Origin of the sequence: Saccharopolyspora taberi (assembly GCF_039534165.1) — a bacterium.
In the GTDB taxonomy this organism is placed as follows: domain Bacteria; phylum Actinomycetota; class Actinomycetes; order Mycobacteriales; family Pseudonocardiaceae; genus Saccharopolyspora_D; species Saccharopolyspora_D taberi.
The window spans coordinates 83562-109374 of the sequence record NZ_BAAAUX010000007.1; the positions used below are offsets into that span (position 1 = coordinate 83562).

Annotated in this window: 21 protein-coding genes; 2 read left to right on the forward strand and 19 right to left on the reverse strand. The window is 71.8% G+C overall.

From position 1 onward, the window contains the following. Window positions 1-120 precede the first annotated feature (120 nt). From ileS to ftsZ, 8 genes are all read right to left on the reverse strand, one after another. Window positions 121-3279 (reverse strand): isoleucine--tRNA ligase, encoded by a 3159-nt coding sequence (gene ileS, locus ABD691_RS07490; protein ID WP_344678722.1) that lies wholly within the window; start codon window positions 3277-3279, stop codon window positions 121-123. Between the two features lie 228 nt (window positions 3280-3507). Further along, window positions 3508-3996, reverse strand: a complete 489-nt coding sequence (locus tag ABD691_RS07495) for a hypothetical protein (RefSeq protein ID WP_344678723.1) — start codon at window positions 3994-3996, stop codon at window positions 3508-3510. Window positions 3997-4137: 141 nt separating this feature from the next. Next, complete coding sequence (gene wag31, locus ABD691_RS07500) at window positions 4138-4968, reverse strand: DivIVA-like cell division protein Wag31 (RefSeq protein ID WP_344678724.1); 831 nt, start codon at window positions 4966-4968, stop codon at window positions 4138-4140. 47 nt (window positions 4969-5015) lie between these two features. After that, window positions 5016-5300, reverse strand: coding sequence for a YggT family protein (locus tag ABD691_RS07505; protein WP_344678725.1), 285 nt, complete (start codon window positions 5298-5300; stop codon window positions 5016-5018). Between the two features lie 19 nt (window positions 5301-5319). Further along, complete coding sequence (locus tag ABD691_RS07510; RefSeq protein ID WP_344678726.1) at window positions 5320-5946, reverse strand: cell division protein SepF; 627 nt, start codon at window positions 5944-5946, stop codon at window positions 5320-5322. A 70-nt stretch (window positions 5947-6016) separates the two neighbouring features. Continuing rightward, complete coding sequence (locus ABD691_RS07515; protein WP_344678727.1) at window positions 6017-6748, reverse strand: YggS family pyridoxal phosphate-dependent enzyme; 732 nt, start codon at window positions 6746-6748, stop codon at window positions 6017-6019. Further along, the gene (gene pgeF, locus ABD691_RS07520; protein WP_344678728.1) at window positions 6745-7461 is read right to left on the reverse strand and encodes a peptidoglycan editing factor PgeF; all 717 of its coding nucleotides are present in this window, start codon (window positions 7459-7461) and stop codon (window positions 6745-6747) included. The genes ABD691_RS07515 and pgeF overlap by 4 nt, the downstream gene beginning before the upstream one ends. Before the next feature lie 97 nt (window positions 7462-7558). Then, on the reverse strand, window positions 7559-9019 hold the full coding sequence (ftsZ, locus tag ABD691_RS07525) for a cell division protein FtsZ (RefSeq protein ID WP_344678729.1): 1461 nt from the start codon (window positions 9017-9019) through the stop codon (window positions 7559-7561). A gap of 373 nt (window positions 9020-9392) precedes the next feature. Here ftsZ and ABD691_RS07530 point away from each other — a divergent pair, with 373 nt between their 5' ends. Further along, window positions 9393-10310 (forward strand): SDR family oxidoreductase, encoded by a 918-nt coding sequence (locus ABD691_RS07530; protein WP_344678730.1) that lies wholly within the window; start codon window positions 9393-9395, stop codon window positions 10308-10310. Here the strand turns inward: ABD691_RS07530 and ABD691_RS07535 are convergent. From ABD691_RS07535 to ABD691_RS07555, 5 genes are all read right to left on the reverse strand, one after another. Then, complete coding sequence (locus ABD691_RS07535) at window positions 10301-11260, reverse strand: helix-turn-helix transcriptional regulator (RefSeq protein WP_344678731.1); 960 nt, start codon at window positions 11258-11260, stop codon at window positions 10301-10303. The genes ABD691_RS07530 and ABD691_RS07535 overlap by 10 nt on opposite strands. 527 nt (window positions 11261-11787) lie before the next feature. Then, window positions 11788-12588: a carbohydrate ABC transporter permease gene (locus ABD691_RS07540; RefSeq protein WP_344678732.1), complete on the reverse strand. Its 801-nt coding sequence runs from the start codon at window positions 12586-12588 to the stop codon at window positions 11788-11790. Beyond that, on the reverse strand, window positions 12581-13468 hold the full coding sequence (locus tag ABD691_RS07545) for a carbohydrate ABC transporter permease (RefSeq protein WP_425565007.1): 888 nt from the start codon (window positions 13466-13468) through the stop codon (window positions 12581-12583). The genes ABD691_RS07540 and ABD691_RS07545 overlap by 8 nt, the downstream gene beginning before the upstream one ends. Further along, the gene (locus ABD691_RS07550; protein ID WP_344678733.1) at window positions 13465-14781 is read right to left on the reverse strand and encodes an ABC transporter substrate-binding protein; all 1317 of its coding nucleotides are present in this window, start codon (window positions 14779-14781) and stop codon (window positions 13465-13467) included. Before ABD691_RS07550 ends, ABD691_RS07545 begins: the two co-directional genes overlap by 4 nt. A 123-nt stretch (window positions 14782-14904) precedes the next feature. Further along, window positions 14905-17280 carry an ABC transporter permease subunit gene (locus ABD691_RS07555; RefSeq protein ID WP_344678734.1) on the reverse strand — a complete coding sequence of 792 codons (2376 nt, stop codon included), beginning with the start codon at window positions 17278-17280 and terminating at the stop codon, window positions 14905-14907. Window positions 17281-17420: 140 nt separating this feature from the next. Here ABD691_RS07555 and ABD691_RS07560 point away from each other — a divergent pair, with 140 nt between their 5' ends. Beyond that, a complete protein-coding gene (locus ABD691_RS07560; protein ID WP_344678735.1) occupies window positions 17421-18272 on the forward strand; it encodes an urea carboxylase-associated family protein in 852 nt (283 codons plus the stop codon). A 35-nt stretch (window positions 18273-18307) separates the two neighbouring features. Here ABD691_RS07560 and ABD691_RS07565 read toward each other — a convergent pair whose 3' ends face one another. Genes ABD691_RS07565 through murD form a run of 6 tightly spaced genes read right to left on the reverse strand, consistent with a single transcriptional unit; the run spans window position 18308 to window position 25810 of the window. Next, window positions 18308-19537 (reverse strand): nitric oxide synthase oxygenase, encoded by a 1230-nt coding sequence (locus ABD691_RS07565; protein WP_344678736.1) that lies wholly within the window; start codon window positions 19535-19537, stop codon window positions 18308-18310. A gap of 48 nt (window positions 19538-19585) precedes the next feature. Continuing rightward, window positions 19586-20338, reverse strand: coding sequence for a cell division protein FtsQ/DivIB (locus ABD691_RS07570; protein WP_344678737.1), 753 nt, complete (start codon window positions 20336-20338; stop codon window positions 19586-19588). A 28-nt stretch (window positions 20339-20366) separates the two neighbouring features. Further along, window positions 20367-21836 carry a UDP-N-acetylmuramate--L-alanine ligase gene (gene murC / locus ABD691_RS07575; RefSeq protein WP_344678738.1) on the reverse strand — a complete coding sequence of 490 codons (1470 nt, stop codon included), beginning with the start codon at window positions 21834-21836 and terminating at the stop codon, window positions 20367-20369. Beyond that, entirely contained in the window at window positions 21833-22924 is a 1092-nt protein-coding gene (gene murG / locus ABD691_RS07580; RefSeq protein WP_344678819.1) for an undecaprenyldiphospho-muramoylpentapeptide beta-N-acetylglucosaminyltransferase, read from the reverse strand. The genes murC and murG overlap by 4 nt, the downstream gene beginning before the upstream one ends. Before the next feature lie 38 nt (window positions 22925-22962). After that, window positions 22963-24369 (reverse strand): putative lipid II flippase FtsW, encoded by a 1407-nt coding sequence (gene ftsW / locus ABD691_RS07585; protein WP_344678739.1) that lies wholly within the window; start codon window positions 24367-24369, stop codon window positions 22963-22965. A gap of 7 nt (window positions 24370-24376) precedes the next feature. Next, window positions 24377-25810: a UDP-N-acetylmuramoyl-L-alanine--D-glutamate ligase gene (gene murD, locus ABD691_RS07590; RefSeq protein ID WP_344678740.1), complete on the reverse strand. Its 1434-nt coding sequence runs from the start codon at window positions 25808-25810 to the stop codon at window positions 24377-24379. Between the last annotated feature and the right edge of the window lie 3 nt (window positions 25811-25813).

Consider the following 25813-nt stretch of genomic DNA (forward strand, 5'->3'; position numbering starts at 1 on the left):
ACCCTAGGCAGGTTCCCGCACCGACCACAACCCGCTTCCCACGACGCGGAAAGCGGCCTTCGTCACAGGGAAGCGGAGGTGGGCCCCGGGAAACCCCGGAGCCCACCCGCGATCAGCAGCTCAGACCTTCGCCACGGCCACCGAGATCTCGGTGCCCTCGCCGACGGTTCCGGTGAAACCGCCCGCGGCCTCGCCCGCGGCGACGTCGTCGGCCAGGGTCTCCCCCGCGATGAACTCGCGGTGCGCCTCGACCGCCGACCGCACCTCGGACGGCGCCGACACGGTCACCCGCACCCGGTCGGAGACCTCCAGCCCGGCTTCGCGCCGCGCCTGCTGCACGACCCGGACCACGTCGCGGGCCACGCCCTCCGCGGCCAGCTCGGCGGTCACCTCGGTGTCGAGCACGACCAGCCCGCTACCGCCGGGCAGCGCCGCCGCCGCGCCGGTGTCGGTCGACACCAGCCGCTCGGTGAACTCGTTGTCCTGCAACTCGATCCCGGCCGCGACCACACCGCCCGCGGGCGTGCGGCTCCAGTCGCCGGACTTGACCGCCTTGATCACGTGCTGGACGTCCTTGCCCAGCCGCGGACCGGCCTCGCGGGCGTTGACCGCGACCTCGAACCGGCCGTGCGCGGCGACGTCGGTGGTCAGCTCGACCTCCTTGACGTTGACCTCGTCGCGGATCAGGTCCGCGAACGGCCGCAGCGACTCCGCCTCCGGCGTCGCCACGACCAGCTTCGCCAGCGGCAGCCGCACCCGGCACTTGTTGGCCTTGCGCAGCGCGAGCGCCGACGAGCAGACCTGGCGGACCCGGTCCATCGCCGAGACCAGCGCGGCGTCCGCGGGCAGCTCGTCGACCAGCGGCCAGTCGGCCAGGTGCACCGAGCGGCCACCGGTCAGCCCCCGCCACACCGCCTCCGCGGTCAGCGGCAGCAGCGGCGCGACGACCCGCGAGGTCACCTCCAGCACGGTGTGCAGGGTGTCGATCGCGTCCCGGTCACCGGCCCAGAAGCGGTCCCTGGAGCGCCGGACGTACCAGTTGGTCAGCACCTCCAGGAAGTCCCGGACGGTGGCGCAGGCCCCGGCCAGGTCGAAGGCGTCCATCGCGTCCTGTACGTCGCCGACCAGCTCGTGGGTCTTGGCCAGCGCGTACCGGTCCAGCACGTGCTTGCTGTCCACTCTGGACCGCCCGTCGACGCCCTCGGCGTTGGCGTAGAGCGCGAGGAAGTACCAGGAGTTCCACAGCGGCAGCACGGCCTGGCGCACCGCGTCCCGGATGCCGCGCTCGGTGACCACCAGGTCGCCGCCGCGCAGGATCGGGCTGGACATCAGGAACCAGCGCATGGCGTCCGAGCCGTCGCGGTCGAAGACCTCGTTGACGTCCGGGTAGTTCTTCTTCGACTTCGACATCTTCAGGCCGTCGGAGCCCAGCACGATGCCATGCGCGACGACGTTGGCGAACGCGGGCCGGTCGAACAGCGCCGTGGCCAGCACGTGCAGCGTGTAGAACCAGCCGCGGGTCTGGCCGTTGTACTCGACGATGAAGTCGCCCGGGTAGTGGTGCTCGAACCACTCGGCGTTCTCGAACGGGTAGTGCACCTGGGCGTAGGGCATCGACCCGGACTCGAACCAGCAGTCCAGCACCTCCGGCACCCGGCGCATGGTCGACCTCCCGGTCGGGTCGTCCGGGTTCGGCCTGGTCAGCTCGTCGATCTGCGGGCGGTGCAGGTCGGTCGGGCGCACGCCGAAGTCGCGCTCCAGCTCGTCCAGCGAGCCGTAGACGTCGGTGCGCGGGTACGCCGGGTCGTCGGAGACCCACACCGGGATCGGCGAACCCCAGTACCGGTTCCGCGAGATGTTCCAGTCGCGGGCGTTCTCCAGCCACTTGCCGAACTGGCCGTCCCGGATGTGCTCGGGCACCCAGTTGATCCGCTGGTTGAGCTCGACCATGCGGTCCCGGAACTGGCTCACGGCCACGAACCAGGACGACACCGCGCGCTGGATCAGCGCGTTGTCGCAGCGCCAGCAGTGCGGGTACGGGTGGTCGTAGGTCTCGTGGCGCAGCAGCAGCCCGGCGTCCTTGAGGTCGCGGATGATCTGCTTGTTGGCGTCGAAGACCTGCTGGCCCTGGTAGGGCGCCACCTCGGCGGTGAAGCGGCCGTGCGCGTCGACCGGCACCACCGGCTCGATGTCGGCGGCGTCGGTGACGACCTTGTCCTCCTCACCGAAGGCCGGTGCGATGTGCACGATCCCGGTGCCGTCGTCGGTGGTGACGTAGTCGGCGGCCAGCACCTGGTGGGCGTTGTCCCGCCCGGCGAAGAAGTCGAACGGCGGGGTGTAGGCGGTGCCGAGCAGGTCGGCGCCCTTGAACCGCTCGACGACGTGCTCGGCGACGTCCTCGCCCAGCTCCCGCGCGTACGCGGCCAGCCGCGCCTCGGCCAGCACGTACCGCTCGGCGCCGTTGCCGCCCGGGGCGACCAGCGCGTAGTCGACCTCGGGGTGCACGGCGGCGGCGAGGTTGGACGGCAGCGTCCACGGCGTCGTCGTCCAGACCAGCGCGAGCGCGCCGTCGTAGGACCTGCCCGGCGCGTTGAGGCGCAGGCCGACGGTGACCGCCGGGTCCTGCCGCTGCCGGTAGACGTCGTCCATGCGGGTCTCGGTGTTGGACAGCGGCGTCTCGCAGCGCCAGCAGTACCAGAGCACCCGGAAGCCCTCGTAGACCAGGCCCTTGTCCCACAGGGTCTTGAACGCCCACATGACGCTTTCCATGTAGTCCAGGTCGAGCGTCTTGTAGTCGTTGTCGAAGTCCACCCAGCGCGCCTGGCGGGTGACGTAGTCCTCCCACTCGGCGGTGTAGCGCAGCACCGAGCTGCGGCACTTCTCGTTGAACGCCGCGACGCCCATCTCGTCGATCTCGGCCTTCGAGGTGATGCCGAGCTGCTTCTCGGCCTCCACCTCGGCGGGCAGGCCGTGGCAGTCCCAGCCGAACCGGCGCTCGACGCGACGGCCGCGCATGGTCTGGTAGCGCGGCACGGCGTCCTTGACGTAGCCGGTCAGCAGGTGGCCGTAGTGCGGCAGGCCGTTGGCGAACGGCGGACCGTCGTAGAAGACGAACTCGTTCGAGCCGTTGGCACCCGCCTCGCGGGCCTGCACGCTGGCCTGGAAAGTCTTGTCGTCGGCCCAGAAGTCCAGCACCTGGCGCTCGACGCCGGGGAACGACGGCTGTGCTTCGACGCCGCTCTCGCCTGCGCCGTCGAACCGAACCTTGGGATAGGCCATCGCGGATGTGCTCCTCGCGGTGTGTCGGGTCCACCCGGGGACGACACGGATGCCGCGGTACCACCCCGCTTGCCGCACGGCACAGCCGACGGCCACTCGATTGCCGGCTGTGACGGGCCGGACCCGTCCGGTTCTACTGAGGCCGCGCGGGCCCGTTCTTCCGGAGGCTCCCCGGTGATGGCCGGATCAGCGCCACTTGCGCTCAGGATAGCGCGCGGGCGCCACCGGTTATTCCGGGGTCGCGGCGCGGGCGGTGGCCACCAGCGCGGCGTCCGGTCCGCACACCGCGCACGGGCTGAAGCCCAGCTCGCGCGCCTCGCGCACGGGCAGCGGCAGCGTCTCCCGCTGCCCCACCCACGCGCAGGCGCGGAGGTGGTAGCGGGGCCGTTCGTCCACGACGACGACCTCCGCCGCCAGCTCCGACACCACGAGCGAGTCCGCCGCGTCGGTGTCCTCCTCCGCGGGCTCCTCCTCCGCGTCGAAGGACACCGGTTCCGCCTGCGCGGTCCGCTCACCCTCGGCCGCGGGCGGTTCCTGCGCCAGCGAGCTCGCACCCCGCCGACGCCGGAACCGGTCCACGACCAGCAGCACCGCGCCCAGAACACACAGCAGAACCGACGACCAGGCCCATCCGGGCTGGTCGACGGCGACCGCACCGACCAGCACGCCGCCCGCGGCGAGCACCAGCACCAGCACGATCACCAGCAAGAACCTCACACCCTCCGGCAGAGCCCCAACCCTGACCGAAACCCCAGTCCCGACCGAAACCCCAGTCCGGAAGCCGGAGGGCTGGCCCGGGAACGCCCCTCACCCCGAGGAGCCCTCCCCGACCGATCTCACCGCCCAGCGATCCGGAGATCAGCCTGCTTCGGCGGCGCGGGCCCCGAAGCTGTAGCTCTGCTGCCCGGACGCGCGGCTCCCGCTCTCGGCAGGCGCGGCGGAACCCCGGTCCTGGAGCTCGCGCAGCTGCGACTCCAGGTAGGTCTGCAGGCGGGTCCGGTACTCGCGCTCGAAGGTCCGCAGGGTGTCGATCTTCTTCTCGAGCGCGTTCTTCTCCTGCGTGATGTTGCCCATCACCTCGGCGTGCTTGCGCTGGGCGTCGCGCTCCAGCCCGGCGGCCTTCTCCCTGGCCTGCCGCTCCAGGGTCTCGGCCCTGGTCCGCGCGTCGTTGAGCATGGTCTCCGCACGGGTGCGGGACTCGTTGACCATGCTGTCGGACTTCGCGCGCGCGTCGGAGAGCAGCTGCTCGGACTTGGTCCGCGCCTCCGACAGCATGCCGTCGGCCTCGGCCTTGGCTTCCCCGGTCAGCCGATCGGCCATCTCCTGCGCGAGGCCGAGCACCTTGGCGGCCTGCACGTGGTGGTCGCCGCCCGGCGACGTCTGCTCAGCGGCGGTCGGCGCCGGAACCGGTGCCAGCCGGCGGGGTTCCTCCACGGGGGCCGGTGCGGAGGAGACCGCCGCCGACGCCGCCTGGCTGCGGGCGTCGTCCAGGTCGACCTGGGCGGTCTGCAGCTGGGACTCCAGCTGCTCCACCTGGCTGCGCAGGTCGTTGTTCTCCTCGACCAGCCGGGCAAGCTCGGCTTCAACCAGGTCGAGGAATGCGTCCACCTCGTCCTCGTTGTAGCCCCGCTTACCGATCGGAGGTTTGCTGAACGCGACGTTATGAACGTCGGCGGGGGTCAGGCCCACAAGATCACCTCACGCACTCCTCGGCTGCGGGTAGCCCGGGTTCCCCGTCACCCGGGCTGAACCAGTCGCATCAGTATGAACACGACCAGCAGCAGCACCATAATCGATAGGTCCAGTCCGACGCCGCCGATCCGGACCGTCGGGATCACCCGACGCAGCAGTCGGATCGGCGGGTCGGTCACTGTGTAGATGCTCTCCAACGCGATTGCAACCCCCCCAGCGGGGCGCCAGTCGCGCGCGAACACCCGAACGAGCTCGATCACGATACGTGCCGTGAGCAGCAGCCAGAAGAAGAAGAGAACGTAATAGAGGACGATCTGCGCCGGTTCCACGGGTCAACTGTGCCACCACTCACCCGTAGTTGAAAAAGGCACCCTCGGCGAGGCGCCGCTTGTCCTCGGCCGCCACGTCGACGTTCGGCGGTGAGAGCAAGAACACTCGATTGGTGACCTTCTCGATCGACCCGCGGAGCGCGAAAGCCAGTCCCGCGGCGAAGTCCACGAGCCGCTTGGCGTCCGCTTCGTCCATTTCGGTCAGGTTCATGATCACCGGAGTGCCGTCGCGGTACTGCTCGCCGATCGTGCGCGCCTCGCTGTAACTCCGCGGATGCAGAGTTGTGATCTTGCTCAAGTTGAAATGGCTGCCGGTGTCGGTTACGGCACGCAGGCGGGACACCGACTCGCGGTGCGCGTCGGCGCCCAGCGAACCGCGGACCGGGGTCTCCGGCGGCGACCACTGCCGCCGGGAACGCGCCGGTTCCCGGAAGTCCTCGCTGTAGTCGACGCCGTCGTCCTCGGGTTCCTGCTGGTAGCCGGACCGGTGCCCGGCCGGGAACCGCCTGCGGCCGCCGCGGTCGGCGTCGAAGGAGGAGTCACCGTCGGAGTAGCGGTCGCGGTAGGTGACCTCGTCGTCGTACTCGTCGACTTCGTCGGCCGGGACCATGCCGAAGTAGGCCTTCAGCTTGTGCAGAGCGCTCATCGGCATGCCCTTCCTCTGCGACTCCAAAGCAGCCGGGCACGAGCGGCCTACCCACGACCCCCCGATACGGCTACGGCGAGATTAACCGGCGGCCTCCGAGCAACGCGGTTCCGACACGCACCCGGGTCGAGCCGTGGGCTACGGCACTCTCCAGGTCGCCGCTCATTCCGGCCGACATGTCAACAGCTTCCGGGTAGTCCTCCCGAAGGTGCTGGGCAATCTTGGAAAGTGTGCCAAACGCCACATCGGGATCACCACCCAGGGGGGCAACGGCCATCACTCCCCGCAACCGAAGATCACTGTGCCGGGTGATCTCGGCGGCGAGCACCGGAACGTCGGTGGGCGGACATCCACCGCGCCCAGCGGCATCGTCGAGCCCCACCTGGATGAGCACGTCCAGCGGCGCGGTGCGCTCCCCCGCGGCGATCGCGTTGGCCGTCGCGCGTTGCAGCGCCTCGGCGAGCCGGGTGCTGTCGACCGACTCGACGACGTCGGCCCAGCGGACCACCGAGCGCGCCTTGTTCCGCTGCAACTGCCCGACCATGTGCCAGCGGGCGGAGGATTCCGGCCGCAGGGAAGCGAATTCGGCGACCTTGCCGCGCGCCTCCTGCTCCCGGTTCTCGGCGAACGCGGCCTGGCCCAGATCGGCCAGCAGCGCCGCGTCGGCGGCCGGGAAGGTCTTGGTCACCGCGAGCAGCTCGACCTCGTCAGGCCGCCGCCCGGCCGCCCGGCAGGCGGCGTCGACGCGCTCGCGGACCTCGCGCAGCGACTCGGCGATCTCGGCTCGGCGCTGCTCGCTCACCGGGCCTCCTCCTCTGCCCAGATCACCGCGGCGAACCGGCCGGTGCGACCGCCGTCCCGGCGGTGGCTGAACAGCTCCGGGGACTCCATGGTGCAGCGGGGGTCGACGCCGATCTTGGCGATCCCGGCGGCGGCCAGCTGTTCCCAGAGCCCGGCGCGGATGTCGAGCCCGGTGGTGCCCTTGCGGGTCTTGCACGCGCTGCCCGGCAGGTGCTCCTCGACGTCGGCCTGCATCGCCGGCGGGACTTCGTAGCACTCCCCGCAGGCCGCCGGTCCCAGCAGCGCCTCGACGCGGCCGAGGTCGGCTCCCGCCTCCCGCATCGCCTTGAGCGCCGAGACGACGACGCCGATGCGGGCACCGACCCGTCCGGCATGCACCGCCGACACCACGCCGGTCACCGGATCGCCGAGCAGCACGGGCACGCAGTCCGCGGTCAGCGCGACCAGCGCGAGCCCCGGCTCCGCGGTCACCAGCGCGTCGGTGGCTTCGACGGACTCGGCGCGCGGACCGTCGACGACCGTCGCGGTGCGGCCGTGGATCTGCTCCATCCACACCAGCCGGTCCTCGCCGAGGCCGATGCCTTCGGCGAGCTTGCGCTGGTTGGCCGCCAGCGCCGCCGGGTCGTCACCGACCCGGCCACCGAGGTTGAACGAGTCGAACGGCGGCCGGGACGCACCACCTTCGCGGGTGGTGATCACGCGACGGATCCGCACAGGCACTCCATCCCTTCGGAACGAAAAAAGACACCGGAGGCCGAAGCTCTCCGGTGTCGATTCTCGCTCATCGCGGCGCGCTCGCCGCCGCGCGGCTTCAACGGCGCATGAACGGCGGGATGTCGACGTCGTCGTCGTTGTCGTCGGTGACCGGCACGGCCCGGTTGGGCAGCGAACCGCTCATGCCGGAAGTGCCGGTGTGGCCGGGGTATCCGCTGCCGCCGGTGCGCGTGGGCACCGAGACGCTCTGGCCGCTGGCCGATCCGTCGCCGCCGAAGACGGGCTGGCGCTGAGTGAACCCGCCGCGCTGGTCGGCGTTCTGCTCCGGCTGCTGGGGTCGCTCGGGTTCCGGCTGCGGCTGCGCCGGCTGCGGAGGAGCCTGCTGCTGCGGCGGTTCCGGCTGGGGCTGCTCCGGCTGGGGCGCGGGCGCCGGGGCAGGCTGCGGAGCGGGCGCCGGAGCCGGTGCGGGCTCGGCCTGCTGCCGCGGGGGTTCCGGCTCGGGCGCGGGCTTGCTCTCCACGACCTGGCCCTCGGTGACCTTGCCCGCCTCGCCGGAGGCGACCGTGTCGCGGGAGCCGACCTTGGTCGGTTCGAGCTTCTTGTGCGTGGGCGTGCCCGCGTCGAACCCGGCGGCGATCACGGTGACCCGGACCTCGTCGCCGAGGGAGTCGTCGATGACCGTACCGAAGATGATGTTGGCCTCGGGGTGCGCGGACTCCTGCACCAGCGAGGCGGACTCGTTGATCTCGAACAGGCCGAGGTCGGAACCGCCCGCTATGGCCAGCAGCACGCCGTGCGCGCCCTCCATGGACGCCTCCAGCAGCGGCGAGTTGATCGCCTTCTGCGCGGCCTGCACGGCTCTGCCCTCGCCGCGCGCGGAGCCGATGCCCATCAGCGCGCTGCCCGCACCGGACATGACGCTCTTGACGTCGGCGAAGTCCAGGTTGATCAGACCCGGGGTGGTGATCAGGTCGGTGATGCCCTGGACACCGGAGAGCAGGACCTCGTCGGCGGAGCGGAAGGCGTCCATCAGGCTGACCCCGATGTCGCCGAGCTGGAGCAGCCGGTCGTTGGGGATCACGATGAGCGTGTCGCAGCAGTCGCGCAGCTCCTTGATGCCCTGCTCGGCCTGGTTGGCGCGGCGCTTGCCCTCGAAGGAGAAGGGGCGGGTGACCACGCCGATGGTCAGCGCGCCGAGCTTGCGGGCGACCGAGGCGATCACCGGGGCGCCACCGGTACCGGTGCCGCCGCCCTCGCCCGCGGTCACGAAGACCATGTCCGCGCCCTTGAGGACTTCCTCGATCTCTTCCTTGTGGTCCTCGGCGGCCTTGTGCCCGACCTCCGGCGCGGCGCCCGCGCCCAGACCGCGGGTGAGCTCGCGGCCGATGTCGAGCTTGACGTCGGCGTCGGACATCAGCAGGGCCTGCGCGTCGGTGTTCACCGCGATGAACTCGACACCCTTGAGCCCGACCTCGATCATGCGGTTGACGGCGTTGACACCGCCACCACCGATGCCGACGACCTTGATCACCGCGAGATAGTTGTGCGGGGGCGTCATCGGATCCGCCTTCCTGATCGTGGCTCTGTGCTCTCCTGCTGACTCGACCGCCGGGACACCTCCGCCGGGCGTTGTCAACCCCGTGCGGACGGTAGGCATGCCGATGCCCGTGAGTCCAGCAGCCACGCCGCGCGCCGTACCAGGTGTGTCGCGCCGCGCTCAGAGCCGAGCTCGGTCCTCCCCTTAGTGCGGCGATCGCGTCCGAAACGTGATCACCGTGGAACACCGTACCGCGCGCACCGCCACCCTGGACGAGGCACCGGTGTCGGGCACCCCGCATTCTGCCGGAAATCCCGACTCGCGGTGTCCGGTTTCGTCCCGACCATCGGAAGCGTCGGCTGAACTCCCAGTGCCGGGAAGGAAAACGTCAGGGATGAGCACAGCACTGCACGGCAGGGTCGCGCTGGTGGCGGGCGCGACGCGGGGCGCGGGAAGGGGAATCGCCGTCGAGCTCGGCGCGGCGGGGGCGACCGTGTACTGCACCGGGCGCACCACCGCGGAGCACCGCTCCGACTACGACCGGCCGGAAACCATCGAGGAGACCGCCGAGCTGGTGTCCCGGGCCGGTGGCACCGGGATCGCGGTCCGGGTCGACCACCTGGTGCCCGGCGAGGTCCGCGAGCTGGTAGAGCGGATCGACGCCGAGCGGGGGCGGCTCGACGTGCTGGTCAACGACATCGGCGGCGAACACCTCATGTACTGGCACAAGCCGGTCTGGGAGCAGCCGCTGGACAAGGGCCTGCTGCGGCTGCGGCTGGGCATCGACACGCACATGATCACCAGTCACTTCGCGCTGCCGCTGATGATCCGCAGGCCGGGCGGGCTCGTCGTCGAGCTGACCGACGGGACCGCGGAGGTCGCCGAGCGCTTCTACCGCGGCGCCGAGGGCGCGTTCTACGACCTCGCCAAGAGCGCCGCGCACCGTTTCGCCCGCGCGCAGGCCGAAGAGCTGGCCCCGCACGGCGGCACTGCGGTGTCGCTGACGCCGGGGTGGCTGCGGTCGGAGATGATGCTCGACCACTTCGGCGTCACCGAGCAGAACTGGCGCGACGCGATCGAAACGGTCCCGCACTTCGCCATCTCGGAGACGCCCCGGTACGTCGGGCGGGCGGTCGCGGCGCTGGCCGCCGATCCGGAAGTCGCGCGCTGGAACGGGAAATCGCTGTCCAGCGGCGAGCTGGCGAAGGTCTACGGGTTCACCGATCTCGACGGTTCGCGACCGGACGCCTGGCCCTACATCACCGAGGTCGAGTGGGCGGGCAGGCCCGCCGACGTCACCGGCTACCGGTAGAGGTCGGTGAGCCGGGCGGCGCTGGCGGCCATCCGCTCCCGGAGCGCGGCCGGAGCCAGCACCTCGGCCTCCGGGCCGAGTTCGAGCATCTGGTCGTAGGCGACGTCGAGCGACTCGACGGGCAGGGTCACGGTGGTCCGGCCCTGCTCGTCGGGTTCGCCCGCGACCGCCTCGCCGAGGGCCGCGCGGTCGGCGACGACCTGGAGCTTGCGCAGGCCGGGCCTGGTGACGCGGACGACGATCCGGGTGGTCAGCAGGGACCTGGCGAACTCGGCCGCCCGACGCTCCCAGAACTCCGGCAGGTCGAACGTCTCGTCACGGCTGAACCGCTCCTCGGACACCTCGACCCGGGTGAACCGGTCGACCCGGTAGACCAGGAACCGGTGGCCGCTGCGGGCCGCGAGGTACCAGACGCCCGCCTTGAGGACGAGGCCGTGCGGTTCGAGCTCGCGGCGGACCTCGCCCTCGCCGCGGCGGTACCAGGCCGCGATGGTCAGGTCGCCCCAGACCGCGCGGGCCACCTCCGCCAGCCGCGGCGGGGTTTCCGGCTCCCGGAACCAGCGCGGGGCGTCGAGGTGGAACCGCTGGCCGACCCGGTTCGGCGCGTCCCGGAACGGCGGGGCCAGCGACGCCGAGAACTTCAGCCGGGCCGCCGCGACCGCCTCGGACAGGCCCATGTCGCGAGCCGGTCCCGGCACCCCGGCCAGGAACAGCGCCTCGGCCTCGGCCCGGTGCAGCCCGGTCAGCCGCGAGCGGTGCCCTTCGATCAGCCGGTAGCCGCCTGCCCGCCCGCGCTCGCTGTAGACCGGAACGCCCGCCGCCGACAGGGCGAGCACGTCGCGGGTGATCGTCCGCTCGGACACTTCCAGCTCGCGCGCGAGCTCCGCCGCGGTCATGGTCCCTCGGATCTGGAGCAGCGACACCAGGGAGATCAATCTAGATGCACGCATTGCGGTGGGAGGGTACGACGGGGGGGTGACAGCGGGGTGGAAGCATGAAGCCCAGCCTGTCGTCGACCGAAGCGGCTTTGGCGGGTTGGGTTCTTTTGGGCTCGTGGTTCTGGGGCGCTCGCCGCCCCCAGACCCCCGGCAGGTCTCCGGGACCGAAGCGGCTCTGCCGGTTCGGAGTCCGGTAGGGCTCGTGGTTCCGGGGCGCTCGCCGCCCCCGGACCCCCGGCAGGTCTCCGGGATGAGTGGGGGCGGTTCGCTGCGGTTCGGTTGGGGTGGTTCTCATCCCGTCGACCTCCACGGAGGGCTATCAGACCGCGTCAAGGGGGCGGTTTTGCTCGGGCGCTGCGGTTTTCTTGTCTGTGCCCCCTTGACACGGCCTGATCGGGCTGGCGCCAGGTCGACGGGATGAGAACCGAACCCCGCCCTTGTGCGGGGAGACTTCAACCCAGCCCTTGTAGGTGGGGACCTCTACCCCGCCCTTGTGCGTTGGCCTAGTGGCCGACGCGCTTCAAAGATCACCGACGACCTCACTTCAGGCCGGTGGTCTTGAGTGAGGCGACCAGCCAGCGCTGGCCGATCAGGAACACCAGCACCGTCGGGATCGCCGCGAGCATCGCGGCGGCGATGACGTAGTGCTGCTTGCTGGCGTACTGGCCCTGCAGCGACGCGATGCCGACCTGCACCACCCGCAGCGACTCGTCCTGGGTCACCGCCAGCGGCCACAGGAACGAGTTCCAGTTGGCCAGGAAGAACAGCACCGCCAGTGCCGCCAGCATCGGGCGGCTCAGCGGCAGGATCACGTGCCAGTAGATCCGCCAGTGCCCGCAGCCGTCGAGGTGCGCGGCCTCCTCCAGCTCGCGCGGGACGCCCAGGTAGAACTGCCGCAGCAGGAAGATCCCGAACGCGTTGAACAGGCCGGGCACGATCAGGCCCGCGTAGGAGTCGACCATGCCCAGGCCGCGCACCACGATGAACAGCGGTACCAGGATCACCGGCAGCGAGATCAGCAGCGTGGCCACCACCGACGCGAACGCCAACCCCCTGCCCCGGAACGCCAGCCGGGCCAGCGCGTAGGCGGCCATCGAGTGCAGGAACAAGGCGATCACCGTGACCGTGATCGCGACGAAAGCGCTGTTGGCCAGGTACCGCAGGAACGGCACCTCGGTCAGCACGTAGACCACGTTGGACAGCGTCAGCTCGCCGGGCCAGCCCGCCGAGTACAGCTCCGACTCCGGCCGGAAGGCGCTCAGCAGCAGCCACAGCAGCGGTGCGACGGTGACGAGCGCGATCGCGTAGGCCGCCACGGCGCGGCCGGTGTGCTTACGCATGGTCGAAACGACCTCCCCGCGTCAGCGCGAACAACCCCGCCGTGACGGCGCCGAGCAGCACCACCAGCAGCGCGCAGATCGCCGCCGCGTAACCCAACCGGCCGAACTGGAACGCCTGCTGGTAGGCGTAGTAGACGACGGTGGACGTGGCGTTGGCCGGACCGCCGGAGGTGGTGACGAAGACCAGGTCGAACGCCTGCAGCCCGGCGACCGCGTTGATGGTGGCGGTCACCAGCACGAAGAAGCTGGTCGGCCGCAGCATCGGCCAGGTCACGTGGCGGAACCGGTGCCAGCGGCCCGCACCGTCCACAGTGGCCGCGTCGTAGTACTCGCGCGGGATGTCCTGGAGCCCACCGAGGAAGATCAGCATCTGGTAGCCCATCAGGAACCACACGCTGATCAGCACCAGCGTGAACAGCGCCAGCCCCGGATCGCCCAGCCAGGACACGCCCTCCAGCCCGACCGCGGCCGAGATCCGGCTGACCACGCCGGTCTTGTCGGTGAGCATGAACTGCCAGAGCAGGCCGATGACCACCAGGCTGACCGCGTTGGGCAGGAACAGCGCCGCGCGCACCGCGCCCACTCCCGGGAAGTGGTCCCTGACCAGCAGGGCGAGCCCGAGCGCGACGACGAAGGTCAGCGGCACGAACATCAGCGCGTACATCGCGGTGATCCCGAAGCTGCGCCACAGCAGGCCGTCGCCCGCCATCAGCCGGAAGTTGTCCAGGCCCGCCCACTCGACGTTGCCGAAGCCGTCGACGTCGAACAGGCCCACCACGAGCGCGAGCGCGGTCGGCACCAGCACGAACAGCAGCAGGCCCAGGCCGTCCGGGGCGAGGAAGGCGAACGCGGCTGCGGAGTCGGATCGGCGGCGGTTCACTGGATCGCCGCCCCCTCGTAGGTCGACAGGAAGGTGTCGATCTGCTCGGCCGCCGACGCCGCTGCCGAGGCCGGGTCGGCACCGTCGAGCTGGCACGCCTGGAGGGCGTCGGAGACGGCCCGGTAGACCTCCGGCGGGTAGCGCGGTTCCGGCCGCGCCTCGGCCATCACCTGGTCGGCGAACACCCGCATCGGGCCGTCGCCGAAGGCGCCGCGTTCCTCGGCCGCGCGCCGGACCGAGTAGCGGGGCGGGAGGTTGGACTTGGCCTCGGTGTTCCAGCGGCGCATCCGGTCGATGCAGGACGGTTCGAAGGAACCCAGCGCCCACGCCACGAACTCCGCGGCGGCCTCCGGGTTCGCACCCCTGGCGTTGGCCACCATCGCCCAGCTGCCCAGGACCGTGGTGTAGGCGCCGCCGGACGGCGCGGGCAGCGGGGTGACGCCGTAGCGGAAGTCCGGCGCCTGCTCGGCCATCTCGGCGATCCCCCAGATGCCGGTCTGCTGCATCGCGCAGAACTCGCCCGCGATGTTGGAGATCGTGTCGTTGCCGCCCTCGCCCTGGACCCGGCGGGGCGCGGCGCCCGCGCGGACCGCGTCCTGCCAGAACCGCAGCGCCGCCTGCACCTGCCTGCCGGAGAAGGCCGCCCGGCTCTGGCCCGGGGCGAAGACCTCCCCGCCCGCCATCCACATGCACTGGTACCAGGTGAAGTTCTGGTAGTAGCCCGGGTTCGTCTCGAACAGCAGCCCGAAGCGGTCCGGGGTGGTCAGCCGCTCGGCGAGGCCGAGCAGGTCGTCCCAGCTGCGCGGGAGATCGCCCTCGGACAGCCCGGCGGACTCGAACGCCTGCTCGCCGTAGTACAGCGCCAGCGGCTCGATCTCCATCGGCAGCCCGTAGACCCGGCCGTCGACGAGCCTGGTCTCCAGCACCTCCGGCAGGAAGTCCTCCCGCACGCCCGGTGCCAGGTGCGGGGTGATGTCGGCGAGCGCGCCTCCGTTGTAGTAGCGCAGGAAATCGCCGGGGCTGAGCAGGAAGACGTCCGGTCCGGCTCCCGCGCTGAACGAGGTCTGCAGGGTCGGGCCCGACTTGTAGTCCTTGTTCGGCACGTAGCGCAGCCGGACCTTGACGTCGTGGGTGGCGTTCCAGTCCTCGGCGAGCTGGACGAACCAGTCGCTCTGGCTCTTGGTCTGCCCGCCGGGGCCGTAGAAGTTCCACAGGCTGATCTCGCGCGGGTTCCGCGCGGGCGCGCAGCCGGCCAGCACGGGCCCGGCGACCGCCGCGGCGCCGACGCCGCGCAGGAATCCGCGCCTGCTCAACCCGGTTCCCGCTAATCGCACCCCAGCACCCCCTCGGAAAACGTTTGCTGACGCTAGGACCGCGCTCTTGACCACGTCAATGCGCCATTCGTGTTGGTGCCCGGAATCGTGTTGGTACGCCGATCAGCCGCTGACGCTGGCGAAGAACCGCTCGATGCGCTCGTCGCCCGCACCGCGCAGGATCTCGGACGGGTTGCCCTGCCGCAGCACCCGGCCGTTGTCCAGGAACACGACCCAGTCGGCGATGTCGCGGACGAACCGCAGCTCGTGGGTGACCACCAGCATGGTCCGGCCCTCCTGCGCCAGGTCCGACATCACCGACAGCACCTCGCCGACCAGCTCCGGGTCCAGCGCCGAGGTCGGTTCGTCGAACAGCAGCACGCTCGGGTCCATGGCCAGCGCCCGTGCGATCGCCACCCGCTGCTGCTGCCCGCCGGACAGCTCGTGCGGGTAGCGCTGCCAGTGCTCGGCGAGCCCCACCTTGGTCAGCAGCTCCGCCGCCCGCGCGCGGATCTCCTCCGGCGCGCCGATCCGCAGGTACGACGGCGCGAGCAGCACGTTGTCCAGCACGGTCAGGTGCGGGAAGAGGTTGAAGTGCTGGAACACCATGCCCACGTCGCGCCGCTGCGCGGCCAGCTCCCGACCGCTCGCGGGACGCCCGTCCGGCCGCCTGCCGATGACCCGGCCGCCGACCTCGACCGTGCCCGCGTCGGGCTGTTCCAGGTGGTTGACCACCCGCGCCAGCGTCGACTTCCCCGAACCCGACGGCCCCACCACCGCGACGACCTCGCCCTGGTGCACCGTGAGGTCGATGCCGTCGAGCGCGACGCGGCCGTTGAAAGACCGGCGCACGCCGCGGACCCGCACGACCTCGCTGCCCGTGTGCGGGACGCGCCGCCGCGCCATCCGAGGCGTGCCGACGACGTCGAGATCGGCGCCCGGCGAGCTGCCGGACCGGCCCTCCCGCGCCTTCCGGTTCACGTCCAGCCGCCGTTCGACGACCGCCCGGACGCGGTCGAACAGCGTCACCAGGACCACGTAGAAGATCGCCACCGCCAGCAGGGTCTCCAGCACCTTGAAGTTCTGCGTGTAGAGCCGCTGCCCGACGAGCAGGATCTCGGCCAGCGAGATCGAGCTGACCAGCGAGGTCAGCTTGAGGATGGTGATGAACTGGTTGCCCAGCGCGGGCAGCGCGACCCGGAACGCCTGCGGGATCACCACCAGCCGCTGCACCCCCCAGTACGGGATGCCGAGCGCGCGGGCCGCCTCGCCCTGGCCGACCGACACCGCCTTGAGCCCGCCGCGGTGGATCTCGGCGATGTAGGCGGTTTCGCTGAGCACCAGCGAGACCAGGCCGACGACGAACGGGCTGCCCAGCACCGGACGCAGGTCGGGGATCACCTGCGGCAGGTTGTAGACGAAGATCAGCAGCACCAGCAGCGGCAGGCTGCGGAAGAACCAGACGTAGGCCGCCGCGGGCGCGCTCAGCACCCGCAGCCGGGAGCGGTTGAGCAGCGCCAGCACCATGCCCAGCACGGTCGCGATGCCCCAGGCCAGCACCGCGAGCACGGCGACCATCAGCGCCGCCTTCCACAGCTCGGCGTTGCCGAACAGGCTGAGCGTGTAGGCCCAGTCGAACCCGGGCGCGTCGGCGGCGGTCCGGTCCCCCAGGTTGGCCCGCACCAGGTCCGGATCGACCGGGCGCAGGTTGTACCGCTGGAGCAGCCGGTCGTAGCCGCCCTCCGCCTTGAACCGCTCCAGTGCCTGCTCGACCTGCGCCTTGAGCTCCGGATCGCCGTGCGCCAGGCCGATGCCGACCGAGGTCGGGTACAGCAGTTCGGCGCTGCTGATCACCAGCGCCCGCCCGGAGTGGTCGACGGCCGCCTTGGCGACCGCGGCGTCGGTGGCCTGCGCGTCGAGCTGCCCGGCGATCAGCGCCTGGGTGGCGACCGGATCGCTGGCGAACTCCCGGACGTCGACCGGCGGCTGCCCCCGGCCCGCGCAGTCCGCGCTCGCCTGCTCGCGGAGCTGGGTGACGATCTGCCCGCCCTTGATCACGCCGACCCGGCGGCCGCACAGCTGAGCCGGGGTGACCGGCCGCTCCGCCGAGTCGGAGCGCACCACCAGCGAGTTGCCGGTGGTGAAGTACGGCACGAAGTCGATCTCGGCGGCGCGCTGCGGGGTGATGTAGAGCGCCGAGATCGCCACGTCGTAGCGGCGCGCCTTCAGCCCGGCGATCAGCTGCTCGAAGCTGGTGTCGACGAACTCCGGCACCAGCCCCATCCGGGCGGCCAGCTCGCGGTCGAAGTCGATGTCGAACCCGGCGGGGCGGCCGGCGTCGATGCTGTTGTACGGCGGGTAGGTCAGGTCCACGCCGACGGTGAGCTTGCCGGGCGCGACCAGGTCAGGACCGCCGCCGGGGGTCGCGGCGGTCGGTGCGCAGCCGGTCAGCAGCAGGGCGATCAGCAGGAGGATGGCGGGTCTCGGGTTGCACCGCATAGCGCTGTGTTCCGCTCCCGGGTTGGCTTGCAGGGCATCGTGCGTGGTTTCCGATCGTGATCATGCCAGCACGCTCCGACACCTGTACGCGGTACGTTCGCATCCGAGGAGTTCCCGATCGGCGAACGGAGTGAGCGAAGTTGAACGAGCGGGCAGCCGCGTACCAGGCCACCGAGGGTGGCGCGCTCGACGTCGACACCGGTTTCTACGACCGGGTGGCAGTCGCCCCCGGCACCCATGAGCTCGTCGAGTCGTTCGAGGTCCCGATCCGGTCCGGGCGCGCGTGGCACGTGCCCGCCGGACACCTGTGCCGGATCGTCTCGGTCGCCGGGCCGCAGGTCGGCGACCTGAACGTCTGGAACGCCCACGACCCGCGGGAGCGGATGTGGGCCGCCCGCACCCGCCAGCTCCAGCGCGCGCACATCAGCACCTACGACCGGATCTGGTCCACGCTGCCGTTCCTGCGCCCGCTGCTGACCGTCACGGCCGACTCGCTGGCCGGGTACGGGGAGGACGAGCACGGCGGGCGGGTGCACGACCTGCTCGGCAGCCGCTGCGACCCGTACGTGAACCGGATGCTCACCGGCGAGGACTTCGACTTCCACTGCCACTCGAACCTGACCAGGGCGGTGCTGCCGCACGGGCTGACCGAGTTCGACGTGCACGACGTGCTCAACGTCTTCCAGTGCACCGGGCTCAACGACGAGGACCGGTACTTCATGAAGGCTTCTCCGGCCCGGGCCGGGGACTACTTCGAGTTCTTCGCCGAGATCGACCTGCTGCTCGCGTTGTCGACCTGTCCCGGCGGGGATCTGTCGGTGCCGTTGTGGGGGCCGGAGGCCCGGGATCCGCTGGAGGTTTGCCGGCCTCTCGGGGTGGAGGTTTACCGGGCGGAGGCGGGGCTTTTGGAGGGGTGGGCTTCGCCGCCTCGCGCTGCTTACCGGAACCTGCACGGGGTTCGGCGTCCTGAGTGGACCGACGTGGGCCGGTGATTGGGCACGGTTCGGTTGGGGTGGTTCCGCTCCCGCTAAGCGAACCGCGGTGGTCCGCCGTGCAAGGCGCGTCTTGTCGCGTCGTCGTCGGTGAAGAAGTCCGGTAGCTGGCGGTCGTTGTCGTAGTAGCGGTGGAAGACCGGGGTCTGGGCGCCCGACATCGGGGGGACGATCCAGCTCCAGTCCACCGGGCACTTCCGGCCCGCCGACTCCTCCCTCGCCAGGTGGGTCAGGAAGCGGTGGGACTCCGTGTGGTGGTCGGTGATCGTCACCCCGGCCTCGTGGTACGAGTGCTGGACCGCTCGGGTCAGTTCCACCAGTGCCCGGTCTCGCCACAGGGTGTCTTCGCGCGAGGTGTCCAGGCCGAGGCGTTCCGCCAGCATCGGCACCAGGTCGTAGCGGTCGGGGTCGGCCAGGTTCCTCGCTCCGATCTCGGTTCCCATGTACCAGCCGTTGAACGGCGCCGCCGGGTAGGAGACTCCGCCGATCGACAGGCGCATGTTGCTGATCACCGGGACCGCGTGCCAGCGCAGGCCCAGGGCGCCGAACCACGGCAGGTCCGGGTGGGTCAGCGGCACCTCCCGCACCACGTCCGCGGGCAGCGCGAACATGTGCGGGCCCTCGTCCAGGGTTTCCACCACCAGCGGGAGAACGTCGAAGGCTCCCGGTTCGCGCGGCGGTCGCCAGCCGAAGCTGCGGACCGCCGCGGTGAAACCCGTGTAGCGGGGATCACCGAGCACGCTGCCGTCGCGGCGCTGGTACCCGGCGTAGCGGATCAGCTGTTCGTTCCAGATGCGCGGCGCCGGTCTGCGCGGTGTCTCCGGCGGGAAGATGCTGATCACCGGGCGGATCTTGCCGTTGTTGGTGGCCATCCGGAGGTGCTGCACGCAGTGCGCCGCCACCCCGGAGACCGTGTGCACGTCCCGCAGGTCGCGGACCTTCAGGCTCTTCCAGTACAGGCGCCCGATGCACCGCGCGCTGTTGCGCCACGCCACCCTGGCACCGAAGGTCAGCTCCGCCTCGGTGTGCCGGTAGGTGCCGACGGTGTCCACTTCGTACCGCATGCGGTCGAGCCGCTGCTGCAACGAACCGGAATCCCGGTTCTCCGCGTGGAACATCCGGAGGAACTCCTCGGCTTCGGCGACGTCCACCGCTTTCGCCTGCGCCGAGCGGAGATTGGTGACGCGGAGCCGCCTGGTCGGCTGCGAAGCCCTGCTCGCACCGGAGAAGAACGACTCCGGCGCTTCGCCACTCACCCTGAACACAGGTCACACGTTAGCGCGACGAAGCCGATCTTGAGCGGCAGCCGGTCCTTACCTGCCGACAGTCGGCAGCGCCGTGCTGGACACGTCGTAGACCCGGCCCGGCCGGGTCAGCAGCGGCTGGAGGATGGCCGCCTTCCGCGCCGAATCGCGCACGTCGCCCCAGTGCACCTCGCGGTCGCCCCGCAGCTGGAGGCGCAGGTCGCGCTGGTTGTCGGCGACCACCGCGAGCACCTCCGACCGCACCTGCGGCGGCAGCGAGGTCAGCACCGCCATCCCACCGCGCACCGCGGGATCGTCCGGCGCCTGCGAGCGCGCCTCCAGCCGCGGCAGGTCGGCGGGCGCCTGCGGCGCCTGGTCGAACGGCACGCCCGCCGCGTCGATCAGCTGGAACCCGGTCTCGGTCACCCGGTACGCCACCGGCAGCCGCTCCTCGACCACCAGCCGCACCGTCGACGGCCACGACAGCTCCACCTTCGCCGCCGCCACCTTCGGCAGCGCGCTCAGCCGCGAGCCGATCTCCTCGGAGTCGACCCGCAGCATCGGCTCGCCCAGCTGCACCCCGGCCGCGGACAGCACCTCCTGCTCGGTGAGCTTCGAAGTGCCCTCGACCCGCACGGTCCGGACGCCCAGCAGCGGCGTGAAGTACCCGACGACCACCAGCAGCGTCACCAGCGCCAGCACCGCCAGGACCACCCACCGACCCCAGCCGCGGGCCGCCACGCCACCGCGCACCGGCCGTCCCCCGGTGCTGCGGCGCACCCCGGGACGAGCGGTGCTGCGGTCGCGCGACGGGGCGTTCATCCCGCCGCACCCCCTCGGCCGGGCGAGCTCATTCGTCCTCCTCCGCGCCCCGCTCGCGGTCGATCTCGGCCAGGATCTCCGGGCCCAGCATGGTCACGTCCCCGGCACCCATGGTCAGCACCAGGTCACCGGGCCCGACCAGCCCAGCCACCAGCGGCGCGGCAGCGCTCAGCGACGGCTCGTAGTGCACCCGCTCCGCGGGCAGCGGCACGTCGCCCGCGATCAGCTCACCGGTCACACCCGGCTGCGGGTCCTCGCGGGCGCCGAACACGTCGAGCACGACGACCTCGTCGGCGAGCCCCAGCGCGGTCGCGAACTCCGCCGCGAACGCCGCGGTCCGCGAGTACAGGTGCGGCTGGAACACCACGACCAGCCGGCCGTCCCCGACCACCGGCCGGGCCGCGCGCAGCTGCGCGTCCACCTCCGTCGGGTGGTGGGCGTAGTCGTCGTAGACCCGCACCCCGTCGGCGCGGCCCTTGAACTCGAAGCGCCTGCGGACCCCGCCGAACGCGGCCAGCCCCTCCAGCAGCCCCTCCAGCGGGGCGCCCAGCTCCAGCCCGGCCAGCACGGCGGCGACCGCGTTGCCCGCCATGTGCTCGCCCGGCACCGACACCACGACGTCGACCAGCCGGCCCGTGAGCTCCACGGTCACCACGCCCGAGCTGTGCTCCGGCCGGTAACCGACCATCCGCGCGTCGGAATCGCCGGTGACCGCGTGCCCGTAGCGGCGCACCCGGACGCCCTCGGCCTCGGCGCGGTCGGCCAGCAGCGCCGCGCCCGGGTCGTCGGCGCAGGCGATCAGCACCCCGCCCGGCTCGATCCGCTCCACGAACCGCTCGAAGACCGCCGTGTACGCCTCGGCCGTGCCGTGGTGGTCGAGGTGGTCGGGCTCGACGTTGGTCACCACCGCCACCGACGGCGCGAAGACCAGGAACGAACCGTCGCTCTCGTCGGCCTCGGCCACGAAGATCCCGCCGTCGCCGTGGTGGGCGTTCGCGCCGGACTCGTTGAGGTCGCCGCCGATCGCGAACGACGGGTCCAGCCTGCAGTGCTGCAACGCCACGGTCAGCATCGACGTCGTCGACGTCTTGCCGTGGGTGCCCGCGACGCAGGCGACCCGGTGGTCGGCCATCAGCGCGGCCAGCGCCTCGGCCCGGCGCAGCACCGGGATCCCGCGCTCCTGCGCGGCGACCAGCTCGGCGTTGTCCCGGCGGATCGCGGTGGACACCACGATCGCGCTCGGGTCCTGGTCGAACTGGTCGAGGTTGTCGGCCTGGTGCCCGAGCGCGATCCGAGCGCCCTGCGCCCGCAGCGCGAGCACGGTGCGCGAGTCCTTGGCGTCCGAACCCGACACCTGCTGCCCGCGGGCCAGCAGGATGCGCGCGATGCCGCTCATGCCGGCCCCGCCGATGCCGACCAGGTGCATCCGCTCCAGCAGACCAGCCACGTCCGAAGTGGACGGATCCAGCCGCGGCTCGCCGACCGCGTCGGTCCTCATCGCCCGGCCACCTCCAGCACGATCTGCGCGAGCACGCGGTCCGCCTCGCGGTGCCCGGTGCTCAGCGTCGCCCGGGTCATCTCCTGCAGCCGCTGCGCGTCCCGCGCCAGCGGCAGCACTTCCTCGACCACCCGCTGCGGGGTCATCTCCTCGTCCGACACCAGCCGCGCGCCACCCGCGGTGACCACCGGCTGCGCGTTGAGCGCCTGCTCGCCGTTGCCGTGCGGCAGCGGCACGAACACCGCGGGCAGGCCGACCGCCGACACCTCGGCCACGGTCATCGCGCCGGACCGGCAGACCACCAGGTCGGCCGCCGCGTAGGCCAGGTCCATCCGCTCCAGGTACGGCACCGCCGTGTACTGCGGCGCGCCCGGAACCTGTTGCACCGCAAGGGTGTTCTTCGGCCCGTGCGCGTGCAGCACGCCGATGCCCGAGCGGCCCAGCGCCTCGGCGGCGCCGGAGAACGCGTTGTTCAGCGTGCGGGCGCCCTGCGATCCGCCGAAGACCAGGATCGTCGGCGCGTGCGGGTGCAGGCCGAAGAACTGCCGCGCCTGCATGCGCAGCGCCATCCGGTCCAGCCGCGTGATCGACTCCCGCAGCGGGATGCCGATCGTCTGCGCCCCGCTCAGCCCGCTGTCCGGGGTCGCCGACAGCACCCGTTCGGCGAATTTCGCGCCGACCTTGTTCGCCAGCCCCGCCCGCGCGTTGGCCTCGTGCACCACGATCGGGAGGCGGCCCCGGGCCGCCAGGTAGGCGGGCAGCGACACGTAACCGCCGAACCCGACCACCACGTCGGCCCCGACCCGCTCCAGCACGGCCCGGGTCTGCCTGACCGACTCCCGCACCTTCAGCGGCAGCTTCAGCAGGTCCACGTTCGGCTTGCGCGGCATCGGCACCGGCGGCACCAGCTCCAGCGGGTAGCCCCTGGCCGGGACCAGCCGGTTCTCCAGTCCGCGCTCGGTGCCGAGCGCGGTGATCCGCGCGTCCGGCCGCAGCCGCCGCACCGCGTCGGCCAGCGCCAGCGCGGGTTCGATGTGGCCCGCGGTCCCACCCCCGGCCACCACGACCGACGGCGCCCGCCGCGCCATGGCGTCACCCGCGCCGTAACCGGCCGCTTGCTGCCCGCTCAACGATGTCCTCCTCGTGTCTGTGCCCGGGAACCGGGCCCGCTGCGCGCGCCGCGCGCCCGCGCCTCCCCGGATCCCCGGCGCTTGGCCGGTGCCCCGGGGGTCTTCACCCCGGGGCGGCTCGGTGGCGTGCTCGCCCGCGTCGGCCGCCGCTTCACCGGCGGCCGGTAGGGCTGCGGGGTCGGCAGCCGCAGCAGCCTGCCGACCCGGCCCGGTCCCAGAGACCGTAGCGCGGCGATCGCCTCCGGCTCGTGCCGGGCGAAGTTCGCGAGCAGGCCGAACACCAGCATGGTCGTCACCACCGACGACCCGCCGGAGGAGATCAGCGGCAGCGGCAGGCCGGTGATCGGCAGCAGCCCCACTACGTAGCCGACGTTGATGGCGGCCTGCCCGACCAGCCACACCGTCAGCGTCGCCGAGACCAGCCGGATCCACGGGTCGGTGTTGCGGGCGGCGATGCGCATGCCCACGTAGGCGGTGGTGCCGAACAGGACCAGCACCAGCGTGCAGCCCACGAACCCGAGCTCCTCGCCGATCACCGCGAAGATGAAGTCGTTGTGCGCGTTGGGCAGGTACTGCCACTTCGACCAGCCCTGGCCGAGCCCGCGGCCGAACAGGCCGCCGTCGGCGAGCGCGTACTTCGCCTGCTGCGCGTGGTAGCCGCGGCCCGCCGGATCGGAGCCGGGGTCGAGGAACGTGGTCAGCCGGGCCATCCGGTAGTCGGCGACGTAGGTCAGCACGACCCCGGCGGTCAGCGCGCCCAGCAGCACGACCCCGAACAGCCGCAGCGGCGCGCCCGCGAACCACAGCAGCGCGGCCAGCACGATGAACAGCGTGAGCGTGGAACCGAGGTCGGGCTGCAGCATCACCAGCGCGAACATCAGCAGCGCGCCCGGCACCACCGGGACCAGCAGGTGCCGGTACTGCCCGAGCAGCCCGCGCTTGGTGACCAGCACGTGCGCGCCCCACAGCGCGAACGCGACCTTGGCGAACTCGACCGGCTGGAAGGAGATCCCGGCGATGATGAACCAGCTCTGCGCGCCGTTGACGGTGGCGCCCAGCGGGGTCAGCACCAGCACCAGCAGCCCGAGGCAGCCGGTCAGCATGATCAGGCTGTAGCGGCGCATCAGGCGCACCGGCACCCGCACCGCGATGTAGAACAGCACCAGTCCCGCCAGGCAGTACAGCACCTGCCTGCCGAAGACGTTGTAGGTCGAGCCGGCCTTGTTGAACGAGTCCACGCTGGACGCCGACAGCACCATGACCAGGCCGAACACCGTGATCAGGCCGAAGACGGCCAGCAGCAGGTGGAACGAGGCCAGCGGCCGGGTCAGCCAGGCCGTCAGCGGGGTGATCAGCGCGGCGGGGCCGCGGTTGGCCTGCCGGGTCCGGGTCGCGCTCGGCATCGCCTGCTCACCCGCCGTTGGCCGGCACCGCGGCCAGCACCGCGCGGACGGCGTCGGCGAAGGCCCGGCCGCGGTGGGCGTAGTCGGTGAACATGTCCATCGAAGCGGCGGCGGGGGCCAGCAGGACGACCGAACCGGGCCGCGCGAGTTCACTCGCCAGGCGGACAGCGGGAAGCATGCCCGCATCGTCTCCCGACTCCACCTCCCGGACCGGAACATCCGGGGCGTGTCGGGCCAGCGCCTCGGCGAACCGGGACCGGTCCCGGCCGATGAGCACCACCGCGTCCAGCCGGTCGGCGTTGCTCGCGACCAGTTCCTCGACGTCGGCGCCCTTGAGCAGACCGCCCGCGATCCACACCACGCGCGGATGCGCGCGCAGGGCCGCCGCGGCGGCGTGCGGGTTGGTCGCCTTCGAATCGTCCACATAGGACACACCGGCGGCCTCGGCGACCGGGACCGAGCGGTGCGCGCCGGGCTCGAAGGAGCGCAGCCCGTCGGCGACCGCGTGCGGTCCGATGCCGTAGGCGCGCGCCAGCGCGGCGGCGGCGAGCGCGTTGGCGGTGTTGTGCGGGCCTGCGGGGTGGACGTCGGCGAGCGTCGCGAGCGGGACGCGGTCGCCGAAGGCGCGGTCGACCAGCTCGCCGCCGTCGATGCCGAGCTGGCCCTCCGCCGGGGCGGACAGCGTGAACGAGACCCGCCGGGCCCGCGGTCGCGCACCCGCGTCGGCCAGCCGCGCGGACCACTCGTCGTCGGCGTTGTGCACCGCGACCGCGTTGCCCGCGTAGACCTTGGACTTCGCCTCGCCGTAGGCGTCGAGCGTGCCGTGCCAGTCGAGGTGGTCGGCGGCGAGGTTGAGCACGACGGCCGCGTGCGCGGCCAGCGAGTCCGACCAGTGCAGCTGGAAGCTCGACAGCTCCACCGCTAGCACCTGGTGCCCGGCCCGCACCGCGTCGACCACCGGCAGGCCCACGTTGCCGCAGGCCACGACGTCGACACCGCCCGCGCGCAGGATCGACTCCAGCATGCCGACGGTCGTGGTCTTGCCGTTGGTGCCGGTCACCGCCAGCCAGGTGGCCGGCGCCGCCCGCCTGCCCGTCGGATCCGGGCCGGCTTCCGCCTTCTCCTGGTCCAGCCGCCAGGCCAGCTCGACCTCGCCGATCAGCTCCACCCCGGCCGCGGCGGTCGCCGACAGCAGCGGCGACTCCGGCCGCCAGCCGGGGCTGGTGACCACCAGGTCGGTGCCCGCGGGCGGCTCGGACAGGCCCGCCACCAGCTCGGCGCCCTGCGCCTGCAACGAGGCCAGCGCCGCCAGCCGGTCGCTGGACGCGTCGGTGACGGTGACCGACGCACCCGCCGCCAGCAGCGCCTCCGCGGCCGACCTGCCGGACACCCCGGCCCCGGCCACCAGCACCTGCTGCCCGTCGAACCGACCTGTCGTCACCGA

Excerpts from the sequence above, each read along its gene's own strand:
- ABD691_RS07535 (WP_344678731.1), bottom strand. The coding sequence starts at position 11,260 with ATGCGTGCATCTAGATTGATCTCCCTGGTGTCGCTGCTCCAGATCCGA.
- ABD691_RS07570 (WP_344678737.1), bottom strand. The coding sequence starts at position 20,338 with ATGAACGCCCCGTCGCGCGACCGCAGCACCGCTCGTCCCGGGGTGCGC.
- ileS (WP_344678722.1), bottom strand. The coding sequence starts at position 3,279 with ATGGCCTATCCCAAGGTTCGGTTCGACGGCGCAGGCGAGAGCGGCGTC.
- ABD691_RS07555 (WP_344678734.1), bottom strand. The coding sequence starts at position 17,280 with ATGCGGTGCAACCCGAGACCCGCCATCCTCCTGCTGATCGCCCTGCTG.
- murC (WP_344678738.1), bottom strand. The coding sequence starts at position 21,836 with ATGAGGACCGACGCGGTCGGCGAGCCGCGGCTGGATCCGTCCACTTCG.
- ABD691_RS07540 (WP_344678732.1), bottom strand. The coding sequence starts at position 12,588 with ATGCGTAAGCACACCGGCCGCGCCGTGGCGGCCTACGCGATCGCGCTC.
- ftsW (WP_344678739.1), bottom strand. The coding sequence starts at position 24,369 with ATGCCGAGCGCGACCCGGACCCGGCAGGCCAACCGCGGCCCCGCCGCG.
- ABD691_RS07530 (WP_344678730.1), top strand. The coding sequence starts at position 9,393 with ATGAGCACAGCACTGCACGGCAGGGTCGCGCTGGTGGCGGGCGCGACG.
- murG (WP_344678819.1), bottom strand. The coding sequence starts at position 22,924 with ATGGCGCGGCGGGCGCCGTCGGTCGTGGTGGCCGGGGGTGGGACCGCG.
- ftsZ (WP_344678729.1), bottom strand. The coding sequence starts at position 9,019 with ATGACGCCCCCGCACAACTATCTCGCGGTGATCAAGGTCGTCGGCATC.
- ABD691_RS07510 (WP_344678726.1), bottom strand. The coding sequence starts at position 5,946 with ATGAGCGCTCTGCACAAGCTGAAGGCCTACTTCGGCATGGTCCCGGCC.